General features: G+C 63.5%; 17 protein-coding genes. 12 read left to right on the plus strand and 5 right to left on the minus strand.

Features of this window, described 5'->3' with window-relative positions:
• The first annotated feature begins 32 nt into the window (after positions 1–32).
• From LU688_RS25810 to ggt, 6 genes are all read left to right on the plus strand, one after another.
• Positions 33–1,463: a coniferyl aldehyde dehydrogenase gene (locus LU688_RS25810; protein WP_094011013.1), complete on the plus strand. Its 1,431-nt coding sequence runs from the start codon at positions 33–35 to the stop codon at positions 1,461–1,463.
• On the plus strand, positions 1,463–1,948 hold the full coding sequence (locus tag LU688_RS25815; RefSeq protein WP_023632095.1) for a hypothetical protein: 486 nt from the start codon (positions 1,463–1,465) through the stop codon (positions 1,946–1,948). Before LU688_RS25810 ends, LU688_RS25815 begins: the two co-directional genes overlap by 1 nt.
• A gap of 23 nt (positions 1,949–1,971) precedes the next feature.
• The gene (locus LU688_RS25820; RefSeq protein ID WP_094011012.1) at positions 1,972–3,570 is read left to right on the plus strand and encodes a GMC family oxidoreductase; all 1,599 of its coding nucleotides are present in this window, start codon (positions 1,972–1,974) and stop codon (positions 3,568–3,570) included.
• Positions 3,571–3,681: 111 nt separating this feature from the next.
• Entirely contained in the window at positions 3,682–4,161 is a 480-nt protein-coding gene (coaD, locus tag LU688_RS25825) for a pantetheine-phosphate adenylyltransferase (RefSeq protein ID WP_023631729.1), read from the plus strand.
• 109 nt (positions 4,162–4,270) lie between these two features.
• Complete coding sequence (locus tag LU688_RS25830; RefSeq protein WP_011531711.1) at positions 4,271–4,522, plus strand: YfhL family 4Fe-4S dicluster ferredoxin; 252 nt, start codon at positions 4,271–4,273, stop codon at positions 4,520–4,522.
• Entirely contained in the window at positions 4,522–6,204 is a 1,683-nt protein-coding gene (ggt, locus tag LU688_RS25835) for a gamma-glutamyltransferase (RefSeq protein WP_094011011.1), read from the plus strand. The genes LU688_RS25830 and ggt overlap by 1 nt, the downstream gene beginning before the upstream one ends.
• 36 nt (positions 6,205–6,240) lie before the next feature.
• Here the strand turns inward: ggt and mutM are convergent, their stop codons facing one another.
• Together mutM and LU688_RS25845 are read right to left on the minus strand one after the other, a co-directional pair.
• Positions 6,241–7,053 carry a bifunctional DNA-formamidopyrimidine glycosylase/DNA-(apurinic or apyrimidinic site) lyase gene (gene mutM / locus LU688_RS25840; RefSeq protein WP_094011010.1) on the minus strand — a complete coding sequence of 271 codons (813 nt, stop codon included), beginning with the start codon at positions 7,051–7,053 and terminating at the stop codon, positions 6,241–6,243.
• Positions 7,054–7,056: 3 nt separating this feature from the next.
• Positions 7,057–7,875, minus strand: coding sequence for an HDOD domain-containing protein (locus tag LU688_RS25845; protein ID WP_232887959.1), 819 nt, complete (start codon positions 7,873–7,875; stop codon positions 7,057–7,059).
• A gap of 231 nt (positions 7,876–8,106) precedes the next feature.
• Here LU688_RS25845 and LU688_RS25850 point away from each other — a divergent pair, with 231 nt between their 5' ends.
• A complete protein-coding gene (locus LU688_RS25850; RefSeq protein WP_046853814.1) occupies positions 8,107–9,303 on the plus strand; it encodes a class I SAM-dependent rRNA methyltransferase in 1,197 nt (398 codons plus the stop codon).
• Between the two features lie 79 nt (positions 9,304–9,382).
• Here LU688_RS25850 and LU688_RS25855 read toward each other — a convergent pair whose 3' ends face one another.
• Entirely contained in the window at positions 9,383–10,330 is a 948-nt protein-coding gene (locus tag LU688_RS25855) for a GlxA family transcriptional regulator (RefSeq protein WP_094011009.1), read from the minus strand.
• A 146-nt stretch (positions 10,331–10,476) separates the two neighbouring features.
• Between LU688_RS25855 and choX the strand changes: the two genes are divergently transcribed.
• The 4 genes from choX (at position 10,477) to LU688_RS25875 (ending at position 13,879) form a co-directional block, all read left to right on the plus strand.
• A complete protein-coding gene (gene choX / locus LU688_RS25860; RefSeq protein ID WP_094011008.1) occupies positions 10,477–11,421 on the plus strand; it encodes a choline ABC transporter substrate-binding protein in 945 nt (314 codons plus the stop codon).
• Between the two features lie 106 nt (positions 11,422–11,527).
• Complete coding sequence (gene cdhC / locus LU688_RS25865) at positions 11,528–12,412, plus strand: 3-dehydrocarnitine:acetyl-CoA trimethylamine transferase CdhC (RefSeq protein ID WP_023631618.1); 885 nt, start codon at positions 11,528–11,530, stop codon at positions 12,410–12,412.
• Between the two features lie 20 nt (positions 12,413–12,432).
• The gene (locus tag LU688_RS25870) at positions 12,433–13,398 is read left to right on the plus strand and encodes an L-carnitine dehydrogenase (RefSeq protein WP_094011007.1); all 966 of its coding nucleotides are present in this window, start codon (positions 12,433–12,435) and stop codon (positions 13,396–13,398) included.
• Between the two features lie 10 nt (positions 13,399–13,408).
• A complete protein-coding gene (locus LU688_RS25875) occupies positions 13,409–13,879 on the plus strand; it encodes a thioesterase family protein (protein WP_094011006.1) in 471 nt (156 codons plus the stop codon).
• Between the two features lie 40 nt (positions 13,880–13,919).
• Here LU688_RS25875 and LU688_RS25880 read toward each other — a convergent pair whose 3' ends face one another.
• The gene (locus LU688_RS25880) at positions 13,920–15,227 is read right to left on the minus strand and encodes a hypothetical protein (protein WP_104444768.1); all 1,308 of its coding nucleotides are present in this window, start codon (positions 15,225–15,227) and stop codon (positions 13,920–13,922) included.
• Positions 15,228–15,563: 336 nt separating this feature from the next.
• On the opposite strand from LU688_RS25880, the gene LU688_RS25885 reads away from it, so the two are divergent.
• Positions 15,564–15,821 (plus strand): hypothetical protein, encoded by a 258-nt coding sequence (locus LU688_RS25885; protein WP_094011004.1) that lies wholly within the window; start codon positions 15,564–15,566, stop codon positions 15,819–15,821.
• Positions 15,822–15,913: 92 nt separating this feature from the next.
• Here LU688_RS25885 and LU688_RS25890 read toward each other — a convergent pair whose 3' ends face one another.
• Positions 15,914–16,372 (minus strand): hypothetical protein, encoded by a 459-nt coding sequence (locus LU688_RS25890; protein ID WP_143067540.1) that lies wholly within the window; start codon positions 16,370–16,372, stop codon positions 15,914–15,916.
• Positions 16,373–16,498: the final 126 nt, after the last annotated feature.

Raw genomic sequence — 16,498 nt, forward strand, 5'->3', positions numbered from 1 at the left:
TGCTCTACTCACTCGTCAGCCCTGGAGCCGCCATGACCTCGCCTGCCGTACTTCCCCCTGTGCAATCCGACCTCGACCTGCAAGCGACGTTCGACGCCCAGCGACAGGCGTTCGCCGGCAACCCGATGCCCCCGGCCACGCAACGCCGGCAGTGGTTGAAAAGCCTGCGCGAGGCGCTGCTGGCGGACCAGGAGGCCTTGATCACGAGCATCGATGCCGACTTCAGTGGCCGCAGCCGTGACGAAACCCTGCTCGCCGAACTGATGCCGTCGGTCATGGGCCTGCGCGATGCGGAGAAACAGCTGGGCCGCTGGATGCGCCCATCGCGGCGCAAGGTCGGCCTGGCCTTCCAACCAGCCAGCGCCCGGGTGCAATACCAGCCACTGGGCGTTGTGGGGATCATCGTGCCGTGGAACTACCCGCTGTTTCTCGCCATCGGCCCGCTGACCGGCGCCCTGGCCGCCGGCAACCGGGTGATGCTCAAGCTCAGCGAGTCGACCCCGGCCAGTGGCCAGGCCCTCAAGAACCTGCTCGAGCGCGTGTTCCCCACTGATCTGGTCAGCGTGGTGCTTGGCGAGGTGGAAGTCGGCCAGGCTTTTGCCCGCCTGCCCTTCGATCATCTGCTGTTCACTGGCGCCACCAGCGTCGGTCGCCATGTGATGCTGGCCGCCGCAGAGAACCTGACGCCGGTGACCCTGGAGCTGGGCGGCAAGTCGCCGGCCATCGTCTCGGCCGACGTGCCGCTGGAGACCGCCGCCGAACGCATCGCCTTCGGCAAGACCCTCAACGCCGGCCAGACCTGCGTCGCCCCCGACTACGTGCTGGTGCCCCGCGAGCGCCTGGACGCCTTCGCCGAGGCCTACCGGCATGCCGTGCGTCGCCTCTATCCGCGGCTCGCTGGCAACCCCGACTACAGCGCGATCATCAACGAGCGCCAGCTTGGCCGCCTGAACCGGCTGCTGGACGATGCCCGTGAGCAGGGTGCCCAAGTGATCGACCTCTATCCCGACGAGCCGCGCCAGGGGCGCCGCCTGCCCCCACACCTGCTGTTGGACGTAAACGACAGCATGCAGGTGATGCAGGATGAAATTTTCGGTCCATTGCTGCCCGTGGTGCCCTACGACCGCCTGGACGAGGCCCTGGCCTACATCAACCAGCGACCTCGCCCCCTGGCGCTCTACTACTTCGGCTATGAACGTGGCGAGCAGGCCCGGGTGCTGCGCGACACCCACTCCGGCGGTGTCTGCCTCAACGACACCCTGCTGCATGTGGCCCAGGATGACCTGCCATTTGGCGGCATCGGCCCGTCGGGCATGGGTCACTACCACGGCCACGAAGGCTTCCTGACCTTCAGCAAGGCCAAGGCCGTGCTGGCCAAGCAACGCATCAATGCCGCCAAGGTGATCTATCCGCCCTATGGCAAGGCCTTGCAGCGCCTGGTCTACAAGCTGTTTATCCGCTGATGCAGCGCCGCGACCTGCTGCGCTTCGGCCTGGGCGCCAGCCTGTTTCTGGGGGCGGCCAGCCTGGTCGGCTGCAGCGAGCAGACGCCGTCGGCGGGTTACCAGGCGCTGCGCAAAGACGACCTGCCGTTGTTGCAGGCCCTGATCCCCGTCGTGCTGGCCGGCACCCAGGCCTCCACGGAGCAGGTGCTGCAAAGCCTCGACCACAAGCTGGCGGCACTGTCGCCTGCCATGCTCAAGCTGACCCGACAACTGTTCGACCTGCTCACCCTGCCCCTCACCCGCGGCCCGCTGACCGGGGTCTGGGGCAGCTGGGCAGAGGCCACCGACGCCGAAATTGAACGTTTCCTCGAACGCTGGCGCGACAGCTCGTTGAACCTGCTGCGCCAGGGCCACGCCTCGTTGCTGCAACTGCTGCTGATGGCCTGGTACGAACGCCCCGAAGCCTGGGCGGCGTGCGGCTACCCCGGCCCACCAAAGATCTGAATACCAGACAAGAGCACCGCCAAATGCCCGTCCCCGACCCATTCCGCCTAGGCCTCGAACGAGGCTGGATCACCCACGACGGCTCGCGCCTGGAACAGGACCTGACCCTCGCCGTCGACGTCGCCGTCATCGGCAGCGGCGCGGGCGGCGCCACCACCGCCGAACGGCTCAGCGCCGCCGGCTTGAAGGTGCTGCTGATTGAGGAGGGACCGCTGAAAACCAGCAGCGACTTCCACCTGCTCGAGCACAAAGCCTACGCCGACCTCTACCAGGAGGGCCTGGGCCGTCTGAGCAAAGACGGCGCCATTACCATTCTGCAGGGCCGGGCGGTGGGTGGCACCACCCTGGTCAACTGGACATCGAGCTTTCGCACACCGCCACAGACCCTGGAACATTGGGCTCGCGAGCATGGGGTCAAGGGCCTGGACAACGACACCCTGAAGCCGTGGTTCGAGCGCATGGAGCAGCATCTGGGCATCAGCCCCTGGGCCATGCCGCCCAATGCCAACAACGACGTGTTGCGTCGCGGCTGCGAGGCGCTTGGTCACCGCTGGGCGGTGATTCCGCGCAACGTGCGCGGCTGCTGGAACCTGGGTTACTGCGGCATGGGCTGCCCGGTCAACGCCAAGCAGTCGATGCTGGTCACCAGCATCCCGGCTACCTTGGAGCACGGCGGTGAACTGCTCTACCTGGCCCGTGCCGAGCGGTTCAGTCATGACGGCCAGCGCATTGCCCACTTGCAATGCCAGGCCCTGGACGCCCGGGGTATTCAGCCCACAGGCCGCCATATTCGCGTACGCGCCCGCCACTATGTGCTCGCCGGCGGCGGTATCAACAGCCCGGCACTGCTGCTGCGCTCAGACGCGCCTGACCCGCACCAGCGCCTGGGCAAGCGCACCTTCCTGCACCTGGTCAATTTCAGCGCCGCACAGTTCGAAGCGAAGATCGACCCGTACTACGGGGCGCCGCAATCGATCTACAGCGACCAGTTCCAGTGGCAGGACGGTGTCGCCGGCGCGGTAGGCTACAAACTCGAAGTACCACCGTTGCACCCGGCCCTGGCCAGCACCCTGCTCGGCGGCCATGGCCAGGAAAACGCCCAGCGCATGGCTGAACTGCCCCATACCCATGTGATGCTGGCGCTGCTGCGCGACGGCTTTCATCCCGACAGCCCCGGCGGCCAGGTGGAGCTGCGCGGCGATGGCTCACCGGTGCTCGACTACCCCGTCACCGGCTACCTGCGCGATGGCCTGCGCCGAGCCTGGCACAGCATGGCGCAGATCCAGTTCGCCGCCGGTGCCCGCCAGGTGATGCCGGTGCATGGAGATGCGCGCTATGTCAGCACCCCGGCGCAAGCCCAGGCACTGATCGACGGCCTGACCCTGGAGCTGCTGCGCATGCGTTTGGGCAGCGCCCACGTCATGGGCGGCTGCGCCCTGGGCGAGGACCCGCGCCAAGCAGTGTGCGACAGCCTGGGCCGGCATCACCAGCTGGAGAACCTGTCGATCCACGACGGTTCGCTGTTCCCCACCAGCATCGGCGCCAACCCGCAGCTGTCGGTCTACGCCCTGGCCGCCCTGCTCAGCGAAGCGCTGGTCGGCCGCCTGGCACGCGGCACATGACAGCCAATGGCCGCGCTGTCTATAGTGCCATCAGCCGGCCACGCGACTTGGCCGGGCGCAATCGCTGCGCTACCATCCGACTCCCCAACGCACTCCAGCCAGGATGACGCGATGAACCGAGTGTTGTACCCGGGTACTTTCGACCCCATTACCAAAGGCCATGGCGACCTGGTCGAGCGCGCCTCGCGCCTGTTCGACCATGTAATCATCGCCGTGGCGGCCAGCCCGAAGAAAAACCCCTTGTTCCCCCTGGAACAGCGGGTCGAGCTGGCCCGCGAGGTCACCAAGCACCTGCCCAATGTCGAAGTCATCGGCTTCTCCTCGCTGCTGGCGCATTTCGCCAAGGAAAAAGGCGCCAATGTGTTCCTGCGCGGCCTGCGTGCCGTGTCCGACTTCGAATACGAGTTCCAACTGGCCAACATGAACCGCCAGCTCGCGCCAGACGTCGAGAGCCTGTTCCTCACGCCGTCGGAGCGCTATTCGTTCATTTCCTCGACGCTGGTCCGGGAAATCGCCGCGTTGGGCGGTGATATCAGCAAGTTCGTGCACCCGGCCGTGGCCGACGCACTGACCGAGCGCTTCCGCAAGTAACCCTCGCGGTCACGATGTCGCGCCCGCGTGCACTGCGGGCGCGAATCCGGCACAATTGCGCCCATCGCTTTGAAACATGCCCGGGCCCGATGCCCAGGCCGGAGTCCCCATGTCCCTGATCATCACCGACGATTGCATCAACTGCGACGTCTGCGAACCCGAGTGCCCGAACGCCGCTATCTCGCAAGGCGAAGAGATCTACGTGATCGACCCGAACCTGTGCACCCAGTGCGTGGGCCACTACGACGAGCCACAGTGCCAGCAGGTTTGCCCGGTCGACTGCATCCCCCTGGATGAAGCCCACCCGGAAACCGAAGACGAGCTGATGGCCAAGTACCGCCGGATCACCGGCAAGGCCTGATGCCGTTCGTCGCCGCGTTACAGCGCGCAGCCCTAGGCGCCTGCCTGGCCCTGCTGGCCTGCGCCGCCCAGGCGCAAGGCCCCGGGCGTGCGGCTATCGCCAGCCCGCACAGCGAGGCGACCTCGGCGGCGCAACAGATCCTGCAACAAGACGGCAACGCCTTCGACGCCGCCGTGGCCATCAGCGCCACGCTGGCCGTGGTCGAGCCCTATGGCTCGGGCCTGGGTGGCGGTGGCTTCTTCCTGCTGCGCGAGAGCGGCGCCACGCCACGGTATACCTTCCTCGATGCGCGGGAACGCGCTCCGGCCGCGGCCCGTGCGGACATGTACCTCAAGGACGGCAAGGTGCAGCCCGGCCTGTCGATCAACGGGCCGCTGGCCGCCGCGATCCCCGGCCTGCCTCAGGCCCTGGCCGACCTCGCCAGCACCCACGGCAAGCTGCCGCTCAAGGACAGCCTGGCCCCGGCCATCCGCCTGGCCAACCAGGGCTTCGCCGTCGACCGCATCTATCGAGATCGCGCCACCATGCGCCTGAGCGCCCTGCGCGACGATGCCGAAAGCGCGCGGCTGTTCCTCAGTGGCAATGATGTACCGGCCCTGGGCACGGTGATCCGCCAACCCGAATTGGCCGCCACCCTGCAAGCCATGGCCGAGCAGGGCCGCGACGGCTTCTACCGTGGCCCGCTGGCCCGCCGCCTGGCCGAAGGCGTGCGCCAGGCCGGCGGTATCTGGACCCTCGACGACCTCGCCGGCTACCGTACGGCGTGGCGTGAACCGCTGCGTTATCCACTGGCCGACCAGCGTGAATTGATCAGCAGCCCGCCGCCCTCGGCCGGCGGCGTGGCCCTGGCACAAAGCCTGGCCATGCTCCAGCGCCTGCCCTGGCAGAGCGCCGCGCCCGTGCAGCGCAGCCACTATGTGATCGAAGTGCTGCGCCGCGCCTACCGCGACCGCGGCCTGCTCGGCGACCCGGACTATGTGAGCAACCCGATCAACCGCCTGCTGGCGCGCCAGTACCTGACAGGGCTGGCCGACAGCATCGATGTGCACCAGGCCACCCCCAGCAGCGCGCTGCCGCCCTCACCCGCCTGGCGTGAAGGCGACCACACCACCCATTTCGCGGTGATCGATGGCGACGGCAACGCCGTATCCGCCACGCTGTCGGTCAACCTGCCGTTTGGCGCGGCGTTCAGCGTGCCGGGGACCGGGGTGGTGCTGAACAACGAGATGGACGATTTCGCCGCCGACCCTGGCGGCAGCAACAGCTATGGCCTGGCCGGCAGCCAGGCCAATGCGGTGGCGGCGGGCAAGCGCCCCTTGTCGAGCATGAGCCCGACCTTCATCGAAAGCCCCAGCCAGCTCGCCACTTTCGGCACGCCAGGCGGCAGCCGCATACCCAGCATGGTGCTGCTGTCGGTGCTGGGGTTCCTCGAGGGCCGACCGGTGGCCGAGTGGCCGGCGTCACCACGCTATCACCACCAGTACCTGCCGGACGTGGTGGAGCATGAACCGGGGACGTTCAGTGCCCGGCAGAAGGCCGAGCTTGAAGGGCGCGGGTATCGGTTGAAGGATGTCGGGCGTCAGTACGGTAATCAGCAGGTGCTGTACTGGAACAAAGCTGCCGGGACCTTGGAAGCGGCCAGTGACCCCAGGGGCGTAGGCCAGGCCGCGATCGTCGACTGATCCATTTCCACCTGCCCCGCGATCAGGCCTGTGGCATCAGCGCTGGCATTTCGGGCAGAACACGCTCGCCCGCTGGCCCAGCTTCACTTCGCGCAGCTCGGTGCCACACAGTTTGCATGGCTGCCCACGACGCCCATACACGAACAACTCCTGCTGGAAGTAGCCCGGCTGGCCATCGCCACCGATGAAGTCACGCAAGGTGGTCCCGCCCTGTTCGATGGCCGCCGCCAACACTCGTTTGATTTCGATCGCCAGCTTCAGATAGCGCGCCCGCGAAATCCCGCCAGCTTCGCGGCGCGGATCGATCCCGGCCGCGAACAAGGCTTCGGTGGCGTAGATGTTGCCCACGCCAACCACCACCGCGTTATCCATGATGAACGGCTTGACTGCCATCGACCGTCCCCGGGACAGCTGGAACAGGCGCTCACCGTCGAACAGGTCGGTCAGCGGCTCTGGCCCCAGGCGAATCAGCAGCTCATGGTTGAGCGGGTCGAGACTCCACAACATCGCCCCGAAGCGGCGCGGGTCGGTGTAGCGCAGCATCAGCCCCGACTCGAGCTCGATATCCACATGTTCGTGCCTGGCCGCCGGCAAGCCCAACTCGACCAGGCGCAGGTTGCCCGACATGCCCAGGTGGCTGATCAGGGTGCCGACCTCGGCGTTGATCAGCAGGTACTTGGCGCGGCGCTCGACACTGACGATGCGCTGCCCCGACAGGCGCACATCCAGGTCTTCCGGGATCGGCCAGCGCAGGCGCGGGTCACGCACCACCACGCGGCTGACCCGCTGGCCTTGCAGATGGGGCGCGATGCCGCGCCGCGTGGTCTCGACCTCTGGCAGCTCCGGCATGGCTCAGTGCCCGCCCATTTCGCGGATGTTCTGCTTGAGCTGCTCGAAGTCATATTCGGTCAGGCCGATATAGTCCAGCACCAGCGGCCCCACCATGTTCCACTCGTGATCGACGCTCTGGTTGCCCAGCACACGGTACGAAGCGCAGATGTGCTCGGACATCTTCAGTACCGCCAGCAGGTTCTTCAGCTGGGTCTGGGTATTGCGCGAGGATTCATCGCGGAACACCGCCAAGGCATTGTGGTGGTTGGCGATGGCCGCGCTGATGTGCTCGGGCAGACACCAGGACTTGGCGGTGAAGTAGCCGACCACCGAATGGTTGGTGTTGAACACGCGGTTCTCGGTGTCCACCACGCGGACCTCGTCATTGGTCTTGGCGTAGGATTCCTCCAGCACTTCCATGTAGTTGGGGAAGCGCTTGTGCATCAGCGGCACGCCGCAATCGTGGAACAGGCCAAGGGTGTAGGCCTCGTCCACGGCCTGGATGCCGGTGCGCTTGGCCAGGGTCAGGCAGGTCATGGCCACATCCTGGGCGGTGTCCCAGAACGGGTTGAGGGTGACGATAGTCTCGTCGCTCATCTCGCCCCTGATCGATTGCGCGTTGATCAGGTTGATGATCGAACGGCTGCCCAGCAGGTTTACCGCGCGCTGGATCGAGCCGATCTTGTTCGCCAGGCCGAACTGCGCCGAGTTGACCAGTTTGAGCAGGGCGCCGGACAGACCCGGGTCCTGCGCGATCAGCTTGGCGATGGTCTCCAGGTCCGGGTCGGGCATGTACTGCTCGAACTGCAGGTCGACCATGATCTGCGGCTGTGGCGGGATGGTGATGCCCTGCAGGGCTTGCTGGATCTGTTCGGCGGTGAGTTCCTGGGACATTCGTGCATTCTCGCTGGGGACGGGGGATTCTAACCCTGTACGCCGCCAGGGTGACTATCAGTGAATCGTTGGATCCAAGAATTTCTTTAGCTGTGGGCGCCGACCAGTTGGTCGCAGTCACCAGCGAACCTGGGGCCAACACGGTATACTCCCGCTCTTTTTTCCCGGAGCGACGTCATGTCCCTGCCCAGCCTTCGCCTCAAAGCCAATGCCGATCGCCGCCTGCGCGCCGGCCACCTGTGGGTCTACAGCAATGAAGTCGATGTTGCCGCGACCCCGCTGCAAGGCCTGAAGGCCGGCCAGCAGGCCATTCTCGAAGCCGCCAACGGCAAGCCGCTGGGCGTGGTGGCCATGAGCCCGAACAACCTGATCTGCGCGCGCCTGCTGTCGCGCGATGCCAAGCTGCCGCTGGACAAGTCGCTGCTGGTGCACCGCCTGAACGTGGCCCTGTCGCTGCGCGAGCGCCTGTTCGACAAGCCATGCTACCGCCTGGTGTATGGCGACTCCGACCTGCTGCCGGGCCTGGTGGTCGACCGTTTCTTCGACATCCTCGTGGTCCAGCTGGCCTCGGCCACCATGGAAGCGCACAAGGACGAGGTAATCGCCGCGCTGGTGCAGGTGCTCAAGCCCAGCGGCATCCTGTTCAAGAACGATTCCGCCGCCCGCGACGCCGAAGGCTTGGAGCGTTATGTCGAGACCGTCTACGGCGAAGTGCCGGACTGGGTCGCGCTGGAAGAGAACGGCGTCAAGTTCGAAGCGCCGGTGCGTGAAGGCCAGAAGACCGGCTGGTTCTACGACCACCGCATGAACCGCGCCCGCCTGGCCCCCTACGTCAAGGGCAAGCGCGTGCTCGACCTGTTCAGCTACATCGGTGGCTGGGGCGTGCAGGCCGGCGCGTTCGGCGCCAGCGAAGTGTTCTGCGTGGACGCCTCGGGCTTCGCCCTCGACGGCGTCGAGCGCAATGCCGCGCTCAACGGCATCGGCGAGAAGCTGACCTGCATCGAAGGCGACGTGTTCGAAGCCCTGCGCGAGCTGAAAGCCGCCGAAGAGCGCTTCGACGTGATCATCGCCGACCCGCCCGCCTTCATCAAACGCAAGAAAGACCTGAAGAACGGCGAGGCCGCCTACCGCCGCCTCAACGAACAGGCCATGCGCATGCTCACCAAGGACGGCATCCTGGTCAGCGCCTCGTGCTCGATGCACCTGCCCGAGGACGACCTGCACAACATCCTGCTGACCAGCGCCCGCCACCTGGACCGCAACCTGCAACTGCTCGAGCGCGGCGGCCAGGGCCCGGACCACCCGGTGCACCCGGCCATCGCCGAGACCCGCTACATCAAGAGCATCACCTGCCGCTTGCTGCCCAACAGCTAAGCTGCACCGGCTTCCACAGGTTTCGCGCTGTGCGGCACCTGTGGCAGCCGGCTTGCCGAGGCTCGACCCGGTCCAGGCGTCATGACGGCAGCGCCAGCCGTCGATCCTCCCTGGGACAGCGCTCGAACCGTGCCCGATAACAACGGGTGAAGTACGACGCCGATTCGAATCCGCACGCGACTCCTACCTCCAGCACACTCATGTCGGTCTGGCGCAGCAACTGCCGGGCCTTGTCCAGCCTCAGCCGCAGATAGAAGCCACTGGGCGTGTCGTCCAGGTGCAGGCGAAACAGCCGCTCCAGCTGCCGCCGGGTCACCTGCACGCCATCGGCCAGCACCTGGGTGTTGAGTGGCAGCTCGGTATTGCGCTCCATCTCGCCGATCACCTTCACCAGCTTCTTGTTGCGCAACCCATAGCGCGTGGCGATTTGCATGCGCTGGTGATCCTGGCGCGGGCGGATGCGCCCGAGCACGAACTGCTCGGACACCTGCACCGCCAGTTCGCTGCCGTGGGCCTGGGCGATCAGGTCGAGCATCAGGTCGATGGAGGCCGTGCCGCCGGCGCAGGTGATGCGTCGGCGGTCGATCTCGAACAGCTCCTGGGTCGCCTGCAGGCGTGGATAACGTTCCTTGAACGCCTCCAGTGCCTCCCAATGCAGTGTGGCCCGGTGACCATCGAGCAGGCCAGCCTCGGCCAATACCATGGCGCCCGTGTCGATCCCGCCCAGCACCACGCCCTCATGGTCGAGACGACGCAGCATGTGCTGCAACTTCAACCCATAGCACGCCAGTGGCTCGAACCCGGCCACCAGCAGCAGCAGGCGCCCGTGCTCTCCCTCCCCCAGCGCGCCGTCGGCATTCACCGACATGCCGTTGCTGGCCTGCACCGCACCACCGTCCAGGCTCAACACACGCCAACGGTACAGCGGGCCACGAAAACGGTTGGCCACGCGCAGCGGCTCGATGGCGCTGATGAAGCCCATGGCGGAGAAGCCTGGCAGCAACAGGAAGTCTATGGTTTGCGGCATCGCGTGCTCCGCGGCAAAGGTGGTCGCCTCCGTGCAAGTGTTGGTCGCCAGGGTGCGATTTTCCACCCTGCCGCCAGCGTAGCGTGTTCTCACGGCCCGCAGAGGCCGGATCCGATAACAATACGCACTGCCGATGGAGAGCCACCATGCATCGCTTTATCCGCCGCAGCCTGTTGTCCCTCGCGCTCAGCACTACCGTAGCCACTCCGCTTTTCGCCGCCGAACCCGCCACCTGCAAGGATGTGCGCCTGGGCGTGGTCAACTGGACCGATGTGATCGCCACCAGCGCCATGGCCCAGGTGCTGCTCGACGGCCTGGGTTACCAGACCAAGCAGACCAGCGCCTCGCAGCAGATCATCTTCGCCGGCATCCGCGACAAGCGCCTGGACATGTTCCTCGGGTACTGGAACCCGATCATGACCCAGACCATCACCCCGTTCGTCCAGGCCGGCCAGGTGAAGGTGCTCGACAAGCCCAGCCTGGAAGATGCCCGCGCCACTCTCGCCGTGCCGAAATACCTGGCCGACAAGGGCCTGAAGACGTTCGCCGACATCCACAAGTTCCACAAGGAGCTGGGCGGCAAGCTCTACGGCATCGAGCCCGGTTCCGGCGCCAATACCCAGATCAAGGCGATGATCAGCAAGAACCAGTTCGACCTCGGCAAGTTCCAGCTGGTCGAGTCCAGCGAGGCCGGCATGCTCGCCGCCGTCGACCGCGCCGTGCGGCGCAAGGAAGCGGTGGTGTTCTTCGGCTGGGCGCCGCACCCGATGAACGTGAACATCGACATGGTCTACCTGGGCGACAGCCAGGACGCCCTCGGCCCGGACGAGGGCCGCGCCACAGTGTGGACGGTGACCGCGCCGGACTATGCCCAGCGCTGCCCCAACGCCCATCGCCTGCTGACCAACCTCAGCTTCAGCGCCGAGGACGAGAGCCGGATGATGCAGCCGCTGCTGGACCACAAGGACGCGCTGGAATCCGCGCGCCAGTGGCTCAATGACCACCCCGAGGACAAGGCCCGCTGGCTTGACGGGGTGACCACCTTCGACGGCAAACCGGCCGCGGACAACCTCAAGCTCACCGCCAACTGACATTCCTCCATCGCGGGGCAAGCCCGCTCCCACGCCAGCACACGGCCTCTCTGTGGGAGCGGGCTTGCCACGCGATAGCGACCTGACAGATACAAAGGAACCCACCATGAACCACGACGTCATCATCACCTGCGCCCTCACCGGTGCCGGCGACACGGTCGCCAAGAGCCACCTGGTCCCGATCACGCCGAAACAGATCGCCGAGTCCGCCGTCGAAGCCGCCAAGGCCGGCGCCACGGTGGTCCACTGCCACGTCCGTGACCCGCAGACCGGCCGCTTCAGCCGCGACGTCAACCTCTACCGCGAGGTGATGGAACGCATCCGCGAGGCCGACGTGGACATCATCGTCAATCTCACCGCCGGCATGGGCGGCGACCTGGAGATCGGTCCCGGCGAATCGCCCATGGAGTTCGGCCCGGGCACCGACCTGATCGGCCCGCTGGAGCGCCTGGCCCATGTCGAAGCGCTGCTGCCGGAGATCTGCACCCTGGACTGCGGCACCCTCAACTTCGGCGATGGCAACGCCATCTATGTCTCCACCCCCGCCCAACTACGTGCCGGCGCCAAGCGCATCACCGAGCTGGGAGTGAAAGCAGAGTTGGAGATTTTCGACACCGGCCACCTGTGGTTCGCCAAACAGATGATCAAGGAAGGTCTGCTGCAAGACCCGCTGTTCCAGCTGTGCCTGGGCATCCCGTGGGGCGCTCCGGCCGACACCACCACCATGAAGGCCATGGTCGACAACCTGCCTGCCGACGTTACCTGGGCCGGTTTCGGCATTGGTCGCATGCAGATGCCGATGGCTGCCCAGGCGGTGCTGCTTGGCGGCAACGTGCGGGTCGGGCTGGAAGACAACCTGTACCTGGACCGTGGCGTGCTGGCCAGCAACGGCCAACTGGTCGAGCGGGCCGCTGAGATCATCACCCGCATGGGTGGCCGTGTGCTCACCCCGGCCGAAGGCCGGGAAAAGATGAACCTCAAGCGTCGCTAATATCCCCGCAGGAGCCAGATATGCCTTTTATCACCGACATCAAGACTTTCGCCGCGCTGGGTAGCGGCGTGATCGGCAGCGGCTGGGTCGCCCGCGCCCTGGCCCACGGCCTCGACGTGGTTGCCTGGGACCCGGCCCCCGGTGCCGAGGTCGCGCTGCGCAAGCGCATCGCCAACGCCTGGCCGGCGCTGCAAAAGCAAGGCTTGGCACCCGGCGCATCGCAGGATCGCCTGAGGTTCGTGCCCACCATCGAGGAATGTGTGCGCGATGCCGACTTCATCCAGGAAAGCGCCCCCGAACGTCTGGACCTCAAGCTCGACCTGCACGCGAAGATCAGCGCCGCCGCCAAGCCCGACGCAATCATCGGCTCCAGCACCTCGGGGCTGCTGCCCAGCGAGTTCTACGAGTCGGCGACCCACCCCGAACGCTGTGTGGTGGGGCACCCGTTCAACCCGGTCTACCTGCTGCCACTAGTGGAAATCGTCGGCGGTCGCAAGACCAGCCCTGAAGCCATCGAAGCGGCGAAAAGCATCTACACCAGCCTGGGCATGCGCCCGCTGCATGTGCGCAAGGAGGTCCCCGGTTTTATCGCTGATCGACTGCTCGAAGCGCTATGGCGCGAAGCCCTGCACCTGGTCAACGACGGTGTCGCCAGCACCGGCGAGATCGACGACGCGATTCGCTTTGGCGCTGGGCTGCGCTGGTCGTTCATGGGTACGTTCCTCACCTACACTCTGGCTGGAGGCGATGCCGGCATGCGCCACTTCATGGCCCAGTTCGGCCCGGCATTGAAGCTACCCTGGACCTACCTGCCAGCGCCGGAACTGACGGACAAGCTGATTGACGACGTGGTTGAAGGCACCTCGGAGCAATTGGGCGAACACAGCATCGCCGCGCTGGAGCGTTATCGTGACGACACCCTGCTGGCGGTGCTGGAAGCGGTGAAAACCAGCAAGGCCAAGCACGGCATGGCCTTCAGCGACTGAGGAGAAAACGATGCCCGCCCTGATCACCTATCGCACTCGCGTGTTGCCCGAGTGGGTCGACTACAACGGCCACCTGCGCGATGCCTACTACCTGCTGATCTTCAGCTTTGCCACCGATGCGCTGATGGAGCGCATCGGCCTGGATGGCCAAGCACGGGGCCAGAGTGGGCACTCATTATTCACCCTGGAGGCACATATCAATTACCTGCACGAGGTGAAACTTGACATCGAGGTGTGGGTGCAGACTCACATCATCGGCTTCGACAAGAAGCGTCTGCACCTATATCACAGCCTCCATCGCAATGGGTTTGACGAAGCGCTGTCGGCCAGCGAACAGATGCTGCTCCATGTCGACCTGGCCGGTCCCAGGTCGACCGCCTTTGGTGAGCATAGCGTGATGCTGCTGCGGGAGCTGACGCAGCAGCAATACGATCTCCCATTGCCGGCGCTGACAGGAAGAGTAATTCGGTTGCCAAGCTGAATGCCCTTGGCAATTCGCCCAAACGCACCCCTTGGAAGACTTAATAAAAGTTCGATATAACAACAGCCCGCTCGTTCAGACGGCGCTTTTCATGAGAGTGGTCGTCGCCGAATCGCACACCGAGATAAGTTACGCCAGGATCAGACCAGCGATAGATATACTCACAGTTGCCAGTGCAATCCTTCGGATCATAGCCAATTGATGCATAACGCTTACCCTCATAAGTCGGACTTATGAAACCAAATTGGTAAGGAGGGACATATTCCGGCCCCCCTGGTTTCCATACATGATTAATCCCCATTAAATGGCCAAAGCCGTGCAAAAAATATTCTGGACTTTTAATATTGAACACATAAAACGCGTTATCTTTTTCGGCTTCATCATAAGTTACTTCTTTCTTGTCCACCCAGTACGCCCCCACGATGACCACATCGGCAGCATGCTGCTTACGAAGTCTAGCCACTTCTTTTGTGGCTTCAGTTTCTGCATCTGTAAAATCCAGCAGAATTTTATCGTTGTGATGAAAAATACTGTCAGCTGCATTCGATGCGGTCATGTGAGCCACGGTGAGTTTCAGAGATACGCCATCCCCCTGATTAGTCATTTCGTTGAACCACTCAAGCTCGTCTCTCAGGACAATCATCGCTGACGGTTCCATTGTATTGGTTTTCCTGGTGCTAACCAGAAGTACCGAGATCGAAGGTTTGGCCTTCGAGATAGACTTTGATGCTACCGCTTTAGTAGCGTGCTCTTGCACAGCTGGCTCATTTTCTAGTACCAGGCAGGGCGGTGCTGCCGCCATGTCGACCTGCATCAACCCATGCTGGCCGTTACCTACATCCTCCAGAACATAGAGCTTACCCTCGACAACCACTCGCCCCCTGAGTGAATCGCCGCGACGGGCTAGAAAAATGAAATTCGCTGCGTTGAAATGTCCATCCTTCACATCAGATGAGGCATCACCGAACCAATAGTCAGCGGGGGTATACTTCAGCGCCGCCTCTGCGCGGCTGCCAACCTCATCAGATTCATGCCCTTTATAGTTGCGCAGTTTAAACTCTACAGCTCTTCCGCCTGGCAGCAATACAGACAAGCGGTTTGTCGACTTCCTTACGACCTCAGGGTCTACACGTATCAACTGAATGCTTTCTTTCCCCGGCCTATCAAGCAATACCCCCAGCTTGTGCCGGCCAGCGGCTTTTTCAGCTTCTAGCGCCTCACGGTTTACCGAAGGCTCCAGTGTGGCCAACCGCAGGGCTTCCTGCGCTAAAGCAGGGCGTAAGGAAATCAGTAACAACACTACCAAAAGCACGGCATGCGCCCAGCACTTCAATGTCAGGTCTCTCATACCTCACCTCCGAAAATAGACGAGGTTCAATTGGACAGGCGGATGAGGTATCCGACAACTGGCAGAATTACCAGGTAGCGCGTAGCGCAAAAAAGAAACCCCGGTAAGCCGTGAGCATCCGGGGCCAAGCGCGGGCAACATTCACTTTGCGTGGAATGAGGGTGACCAAACCCTCGGTGCCGTGAATGACATCAGTGTGCAGGCTTGCCGCCCCGACGATTTAGCCGTAAACGACCTGTTCTTAGCCAAAGCGGCCATCGCGGCATTCTGCCCTTGCCGCGCCGGCGACTCCGTCACAGAATCAATTGCAAACAACACAAGCGAAGGGCAACGGCCATGATGCATGCGGATCTGATCGACCAGGACGACCTGTTGGGTCAATTGCGCTCACGGGGTTTCGACATTCCGGCCGGCGCCAGCGCCGAGCAGGCCTGCGAGGTGGTAGTGCGTGGGCTGACCGAACCCAATGCCCGGGCGCTCAAGGGCATGGTGGAGCAGATGTATACCGGCAGCGCGACGATCCTGCCAGCGGTACGCCAAGCCATCGACAAGCAGTTGCTGCCGGCGCTGGCACAATATAACAAACACGCTTGATTCAACGCGAAATCAGGGAGACACGCCGGGCCTGACTGTTTCGATTAATATATGCGAGATTGCAGGCCCAGGCTTTACGGCATGCCACCAAGTCATTTACCTGCAAAACCCTGAGGAGCCGAATACTGTATAAACTCAATCTTATCAAACAAATCCCGGTTACTTCGCGTAACTTGGTATGGGGAAAGAAGTGAAGTTTCCAAGGGCCTTAGGCTAATCAAAAAACGCTCGCGATACTCTTTATCAAGCTCACCCTCAATGCACAGAGCGTTCACCCGACTCTCAGTTTGAAAACAAAGCTTCATGTGGCCTCTTGGCAGATTACCAAGAGCGATCGAGTCTATCATCTTATTTCTTGTTTCTCTGCACATTAGAGTTTCACCTTGCCCCGCCACCGTGAGACAATTGTCGCCTTGCATGCGAATTTTCGTATAGGTGGTCACTTTTATTTCATGACCGGAATTAGTTGATGGTACCGACGTACAGGCCGAAAAAGATGAAACCACCAACAAACTCATAAAAATAGAAACATAAATTGCTCTTGCTTTCATGGCTATATTGCCCTCATGAGAACTAGAACCATTTTTCGGACATCTGCGGGCTTGCAGAAATCCGGCTTGATAGATCGCTCATGACCATCCTTTCGTAACCGTCCACAGTCTGCAACTAGCAAAAAT

Origin of the sequence: Pseudomonas soli, from assembly GCF_021283165.2 — a bacterium.
GTDB classification, from domain to species: Bacteria; Pseudomonadota; Gammaproteobacteria; order Pseudomonadales; family Pseudomonadaceae; genus Aquipseudomonas; species Aquipseudomonas soli.